The following is a 6,465-nucleotide window of genomic DNA, read 5'->3' on the forward strand; positions in this document are numbered from 1 at the left end:
GGGTTACAACTGCTCCATCACGCGCACGGTTTCCAGCACGGCGGCGGCGGCTTCCACGCCCTTGTTGCCCGCCTTGGTGCCCGCGCGTTCGATGGCCTGCTCGATGGAGTCGGTGGTCAAAAGGCCGAAGCCCACGGGCACGCCGGAATCCAGCGAGATGTGGGCCAGGCCCTTGGTGGCCTCGCCGGCCACGAAGTCGAAGTGGGGGGTGGCCCCGCGGATGACGGCGCCCAGGGCGATGATGCCGTGGTAGCGGCCGCTCCTGGCCAGCTTCTGGGCCACGATGGGCATCTCGAACGCGCCGGGAATGCGGACGATGGTCATGTCCTCGCGCTCGCAGCCGTGGCGGGCAAGGTAGTCCGCCGCGCCGCCCACCAAGCGGTCCACGATGAAGTCGTTGAAGCGGGTGGCGATGATGGCGAACTTCAGGCCCTTGGCGTCGAGCTGGCCCTCGATGGTCTTGATGTGCAGCATTGGGGGTCTCCTTTTCCGGCGTCGCGCCGGGGCGTGATATGGGGCCGTCCTCCGCCCGCGCGCCGGTCAGGGCCGGTCAGGACCGGTCAGGACCGGTCAGGACCGGTCAGGACCGATCAGGGCCGGGCGCGCGGGCGGGGCGGTTGTATGTCGCTTAGATTTCGCTCGGCGCGTCGTGGGGTTTCAACTCCAGGAGGTGGCCCATCTTCTCCTTCTTGGTGCGCAGGTACGCCTCGTTGAAGGAGCAGGATTCCAGTTCCACGGGCACCCGTTCCACCACCTCGATGCCGTAGCCTTCAAGGCCGATGATCTTCTTGGGGTTGTTGGTCATCATGCGCATCTTGCGCACGCCAAGGTCCACCAGGATCTGCGCGCCGATGCCGTAGTCGCGCAGGTCCGCCTTGAAGCCCAGCTTGTGGTTGGCCTCCACGGTGTCGTAGCCCTGGTCCTGCAAGGCGTAGGCCCGGATCTTGTTGGCAAGGCCGATGCCGCGCCCTTCCTGGCGCATGTACAGCAGCACGCCCTTGCCCTCGCCCGATATCTGGCACATGGCCGCCGCCAGCTGGCCGCCGCAGTCGCAACGCATGGAGCCCAGCACGTCGCCGGTCAGGCACTCGCTGTGCACGCGCACCAGCACCGGCTCGCCGGGGGTGATCTCGCCCTTGACCAGGGCCAGGTGGGTTTCGTCGTGCAGTTCGTTCTCGTAGGCGATGACGCGGAATTCGCCGTACTTGGTGGGCATCTGCGCTTCCGCCACGCGCTTCACGGACAGCAGACCCGACTGCATGCGGTAGCGGATGAGGTCGCGGATGGTGGCGATCTTCATGTCGTGCTTTTTCGCGAACTCGATCAGGTCGGGCATGCGGGCCATTTCGCCGTCGTCGCGCATGATCTCGCAGATCACCGCCGCGCCCTTCAGCCCGGCCAGCTTGGACAGGTCCACGCTGCCCTCGGTCTGCCCGGCGCGCACCATGACCCCGCCCTTCTGGGCCCGCAGGGGAAAGATGTGCCCCGGCGTCACCAGGTCTTCGGGCTGGGCCTCGTCGGCCACGGCGGCCAGGATGGTGGTGGCGCGGTCGGCGGCGGAGATGCCCGTGGTCACGCCCTTGCGCGCCTCGATGGACACCGTGAAGTTGGTGCCGAACTTCGAGCCGTTGCGGCGGGTCATCATGGGCAGTTGCAGCTTGTCCACCTGCGCCGGTTCAAGGGCCAGGCAGATCAGGCCGCGCCCGTGCGTGGCCATGAAGTTGATGATTTCGGGGGTGATGTGCTGGGCGGCGATGGTCAGGTCGCCCTCGTTCTCGCGGTCTTCGTCGTCCACGAGGATGATCATCCGCCCCTTGCGGATTTCCTCGATGGCTTCCTCGGTCTTGCAAATGGGCATGGCTACCTCTGGATATGCGACGCCGACCCGTGCGGGCGCGGCGTTCCGGTCATTGATTCGGAACGTTGGACATGTTCCGGCCGTCCGGCAAGTTCCGGCCGTTCGACACGCGTGAAGACCCGGTCCCCGTACCCTGCGATGGCACTAGAAACCGTGTTCCTTCAGGAATTCCACGGTCAGCGCGCCGCCCCCGCCGGAGCCGGAGGCGACAGGGCCAGAGCCGACAGGGCCGGTGGCGGATGCGCCGCCCTGCCATGCCGAAAGCATGCGCTGCACGTACTTGCCGATGAGGTCCGTCTCCATGTTCACGCGTACTCCGGGCTTCCACCCTGCGATGGTGGTGACCCGCTGCGTTTCGGGGATGACGTTGACCTCCAGAAAATCCGGGCCGCAATGATTAACCGTCAGGCTCACCCCGTCAAGGGCCACGGAGCCCTTGGGGATGACCTGGGGGCCGAATTCCGCCGGAAACTTCAGCCGGTAGCGGCGCGATTCGCCTTCCTCGCGCACCTCGGCCACGGTGGCCACGCAGTCCACGTGGCCCGCCACCATGTGCCCGCCCAGGCGGTCGCCCATGGCCAGCGCGCGTTCCAGGTTCACCCTGTCGCCGGTCCTGAGGTCGCCAAGGGTGGTCAGGCGCATGGTCTCGGCCGAGGCGTAGCAGGTGTACCATGCCGCATCGCGGCTGCCGCCGTGGGTTTCCACGGTCAGGCACACGCCGTTGGCCGCGATGGATTCGCCCACCACGATGTCGGACAGCGCGAACAGCGGCCGGATGCGCAGCCGCGTTTCCTTGCCCGCGCCTTCCACGGCCACGATGCCGCCCTGTCCCTGAATGATGCCGGTGAACATGACCGTATCCCCCGGACGCATGCGCGTCTTCAGGTTGATAATACTATTGCTGCGATGAAGCGCGGGGGGGGGGGGGGGGGGGGGGGGGGGGGGGGGGGGGGGGGGGGGGGGGGGGGGGGGGGGGGGGTGGTTCCTTTTGTTATTGTGTCTCCCCCCCCGCACCCCTCCCCCCCAAACTTTTTATTTGTAGTGCCGCTGGGTTGAAGGTCGCCGTAGAGGTTTCCGCAATCGTCGTTACTAGTTGTGACTACGCCTTGGGGCGCAGGGTGACGATGATGTCCTCTCCGCTGGGGGCGGTGGCGGCCACGCGCAGGCCCAGCGCGTCGCCCATGCGCAGGGGCGCGCGGCCGTCGAACAGGGGTCGGGCCGCGTTGTCGCCCAGCACCTTGGGGGCCAGGTGCAGCTCGAACTCGTGCACCAGCCCGGCCTCCAGCAGGGCCAGCCCCAACTGCCCGCCGCCCTCGCACAGCACGTACAGGCAACCGGCCTCGCCGCGCAACCGGGCCAGTCCCGCGCGCAGGTCCAGCCCCGCGCTGCCCGCGCCAGCCGTGGAGGCCGTGGCGTCCGTTCCGTCCGAATCAATCGGGCCGGGCAGACCCCATACCCGCGCACCTATGGCGCGCACTGTATCGGCGGCCGGGGATGCGGCGGCTGCCTGCGTGGTCCAGAAAATGGTGTCCGTTGCCCGCTGTTGCAGCAGGGCCAGGTCCGCAGCGCGCGCGGCCACCTCGTCCATGCGCGAGGTGACGGCCACGGCCAGCGGCTGGCGGCGCGGGGTGTCGCTGGAACAATTCCCCCCGACAGTGGCGGGGGAGGGCGTATCGGAAACATCGCCGCAGCGGGCGGTCAGCAGCGGGTTGTCGGCGAACAGGGTTCCGCCGCCCACCAGCACCGCGCCCCCGGCATGGCCCACGCCCGCCCGGATGGCATGCACCCGGCGGCGCGAGGCCGCGCAGCTTATCCACTGCGAATGGCCCGCGCGGGTGGCGATGCGCCCGTCCAGCGTGCTGGCCAGCTTCAGGATGACGTAGGGCAGGTCCGTCTTCTTCCAGGTGACGAAGTCGGCCACCAGGTCGCGGCAGTCCTGTTCGTACACGCCCATCCCGCACTCGCCCATGTCCACCCGCACGCCGTGCTGGCGCAGGAATTCCGCGCCGCCCTGGGCCACCGGGTTGGGGTCGGCCATGCCCACCACCACGTGGCGGATGCCCGCCGCCAGTACCGCCTGCGAGCAGGGGGGCGTTCTGCCGTGGTGGTTGCAGGGCTCCAGCGTGACCACCAGGGTGCTCCCTGCCGGGTCCACGCCGTTGGCCGCCGCGTCGCGCAGGCATTCCACCTCGGCGTGGGGCATGCCGCAGGCCGTGTGGAAGCCGCGCGCCACCACATGGCCGTCGCGCACCAGCACCGCGCCCACCGTGGGGTTGGGAGCGGCGCGCCAGCGGCCTTGCCGGGCGAGGGCGATGGCCTCGCGCATGAAATTTTCGAACGGATGCGGCGCGGTCATGGCGCTACGTGCCCCCGCAGCCGCAGCCGCCCCCGCAGCCCCCGGTGCCATTCTGATTGCCGTCCGGCGGGTTGGGCAGGTCCGGCGGAACGCAGGGGCCGCCCGCGCGCGGGGTGAAGGGCAGCACCTCGTACAGCACGCCCGATTCGCGCAGCATGTCCTCGGCCAGTTGGTCGGGGTACGATTCCGCGTAGCGGATGGCCGTGACGCCGCAGTTGATGAGCATCTTGGTGCAGATCAGGCAGGGCTGGGTGGTGCAGTAGATTTCCGAGCCCGCCAGCGAAATGCCGTGGATGGCGGCCTGCACGATGACGTTCTGTTCCGCGTGCAGCCCCCGGCAGATTTCGTGGCGCTGGCCCGAGGGCACGCCCAACTGGGCGCGCAGGCAGCCCACGTCCAGGCAGTGGGCCACGCCCGAGGGCGCGCCGTTGTAGCCCGTGGCCAGGATGCGCTTGTCCTTCACCGCGATGGCCCCCACCTTGCGCCGGGTGCAGGTGGAACGCTCGGCCACGAGGTAGGTGATCTCCATGAAGTACTGGGGCCAGGGGAGGCGGGACAGTGTGGACATGGCGACCTCTGTGGCTGAAGGGCGACACCTTGCCCGGCGGCCTTCCTGCGCAGGAACGCGATGGAAGCGCCATGCTCAGGCAAAGACCGGGTAGGCAACCTGGCAAGCACCGGGGCGGCTGTCCGCCCCGGTGTTGTCATCTCGTCAATGCTTTGGTGCGGTCCGGCCTACCAGGCGAACAGCGGGAACTGCCGCGCGAAGACTTCCACCTCGCGGCTGATGGCCGCAAGGCGCGTCTCGTTGTTGACGTTGCCCAGGGCGTCCACGATCCACGCGGCCACCTTTTCCATTTCGGCTTCCTTCATGCCGCGCGTGGTCAGGGCGGGGGTGCCCAGGCGCACGCCCGAGGTCACGAAGGGCGAACGGGTCTCGAAGGGCACGGTGTTCTTGTTGGCGGTGATGCCCGCCTTGTCCAGCGCGTGCTCGGCGTCCTTGCCGGTGATGTCCTTGGCCGTCAGGTCCATGAGCATCAGGTGGTTGTCGGTGCCGCCGGAGACCAGGTCGTACCCGGCGGCGGTCAGGCACCCGGCCAGCTTGACGGCGTTCTTCACCACCTGCTGCTGGTATTCGGCAAAGGTGGGGCGCAGCGCCTCGCCGAAGGCCACCGCCTTGGCCGCGATGACGTGCATCAGCGGGCCGCCCTGGATGCCGGGGAATATCTGGCTGTTCAGGGTCTTGGCGTTGTCCTCGTCGGACAGGATCATGCCGCCGCGCGGGCCCCGCAGGGTCTTGTGGGTGGTGGTGGTGGTGTAGTGGGCCTGCCCGATGGGGGTGGGGTGCAGGCCGGTGGCCACCAGGCCCGCGATGTGGGCCATGTCCACCATCAGCTTGGCGCCCACCTCGTCGGCGATGGCGCGGAACCGGGCGAAGTCGATGACGCGCGGGTAGGCGCTGGCGCCGGCCACGATCAGGGCGGGCTTGTGCTCGCGGGCCAGCGCGGCCACTTCGTCGTAGTCGATGCAGCCGGTTTCCTTCTTCACGCCGTAGAACACCACGTTGTACAGGCGGCCGGAAAAGTTCACCGGGCTGCCGTGGGTCAGGTGCCCGCCGTGCGAAAGGTTCATGCCCAGGATGGTGTCGCCCGGCTTCAGGCAGGCGAAGTACACGCCCATGTTGGCCTGGCTGCCGGAATGGGGCTGCACGTTGGCGTAGCCGCAGCCGAAGATGGCCTTGGCCCGGTCGATGGCCAGGTTTTCCGCGATGTCCACGAACTCGCAGCCGCCGTAGTAGCGCTTGCCGGGGTAGCCTTCGGCGTACTTGTGGGTCAGCACGCTGCCCTGCGCCTGACGGACGGCGGCGGAGACGAAGTTCTCGGACGCGATGAGTTCGAGCTTGCCGGTCTGACGTTCGATTTCAAGGGTGACCGCGCGACCCACTTCCGGGTCTTGAATCAGCAGTTCGTCCATGGTTCGCCTCCGTGGAATGGTTGCGGCCGCGCGGCGTTCCGGTGCCGCGCGACCTCTGGAAATATCGTTCTCCCGTGCCCGGCTGGGGGGGGGGGGAGATATGACTGCCGGGCCTTGGTGCCACGGCAACGCGGCGATACCGGAGCCCTTGTCTCCCCTGGCCTGCGAGACTTTTCATACGCGCAACACACCCACATATGAAAAGTTTTGGGGGGAGGGGTCCGGGGAGGGAGACCTTTTCCAAAAGGTACCCTCCCCCGAAATTTATCCCGTTACC

At 68.3% G+C, this 6,465-nt stretch carries 6 protein-coding genes; all 6 read right to left on the reverse strand.

All coding sequences use genetic code 11. From position 1 onward, the window contains the following. Nucleotides 1–3: 3 nt before the first annotated feature. Entirely contained in the window at nt 4–474 is a 471-nt protein-coding gene (ribH, locus tag V6B97_RS09820; protein ID WP_333506330.1) for a 6,7-dimethyl-8-ribityllumazine synthase, read from the reverse strand. Between the two features lie 154 nt (nt 475–628). Further along, nucleotides 629–1,858, reverse strand: coding sequence for a bifunctional 3,4-dihydroxy-2-butanone-4-phosphate synthase/GTP cyclohydrolase II (locus V6B97_RS09825; protein WP_333506331.1), 1,230 nt, complete (start codon nt 1,856–1,858; stop codon nt 629–631). A gap of 144 nt (nt 1,859–2,002) precedes the next feature. After that, complete coding sequence (locus V6B97_RS09830; protein ID WP_333506332.1) at nt 2,003–2,710, reverse strand: riboflavin synthase; 708 nt, start codon at nt 2,708–2,710, stop codon at nt 2,003–2,005. Nucleotides 2,711–2,957: 247 nt separating this feature from the next. After that, a complete protein-coding gene (ribD, locus tag V6B97_RS09835; RefSeq protein ID WP_333506333.1) occupies nt 2,958–4,214 on the reverse strand; it encodes a bifunctional diaminohydroxyphosphoribosylaminopyrimidine deaminase/5-amino-6-(5-phosphoribosylamino)uracil reductase RibD in 1,257 nt (418 codons plus the stop codon). 4 nt (nt 4,215–4,218) lie between these two features. Further along, the gene (locus tag V6B97_RS09840) at nt 4,219–4,773 is read right to left on the reverse strand and encodes a deoxycytidylate deaminase (protein WP_333506336.1); all 555 of its coding nucleotides are present in this window, start codon (nt 4,771–4,773) and stop codon (nt 4,219–4,221) included. Between the two features lie 176 nt (nt 4,774–4,949). Then, nucleotides 4,950–6,188, reverse strand: a complete 1,239-nt coding sequence (glyA, locus tag V6B97_RS09845; protein WP_333506334.1) for a serine hydroxymethyltransferase — start codon at nt 6,186–6,188, stop codon at nt 4,950–4,952. Between the last annotated feature and the right edge of the window lie 277 nt (nt 6,189–6,465).

The organism is Nitratidesulfovibrio sp. 1201_IL3209 (genome assembly GCF_036763125.1).
Classification (GTDB): domain Bacteria; phylum Desulfobacterota; class Desulfovibrionia; order Desulfovibrionales; family Desulfovibrionaceae; genus Cupidesulfovibrio.

Coding starts and splice junctions, on each gene's coding strand:
- ribH (WP_333506330.1), bottom strand. CDS start 474: ATGCTGCACATCAAGACCATCGAGGGCCAGCTCGACGCCAAGGGCCTG.
- V6B97_RS09825 (WP_333506331.1), bottom strand. CDS start 1,858: ATGCCCATTTGCAAGACCGAGGAAGCCATCGAGGAAATCCGCAAGGGG.
- V6B97_RS09830 (WP_333506332.1), bottom strand. CDS start 2,710: ATGTTCACCGGCATCATTCAGGGACAGGGCGGCATCGTGGCCGTGGAA.
- ribD (WP_333506333.1), bottom strand. CDS start 4,214: ATGACCGCGCCGCATCCGTTCGAAAATTTCATGCGCGAGGCCATCGCC.
- glyA (WP_333506334.1), bottom strand. CDS start 6,188: ATGGACGAACTGCTGATTCAAGACCCGGAAGTGGGTCGCGCGGTCACC.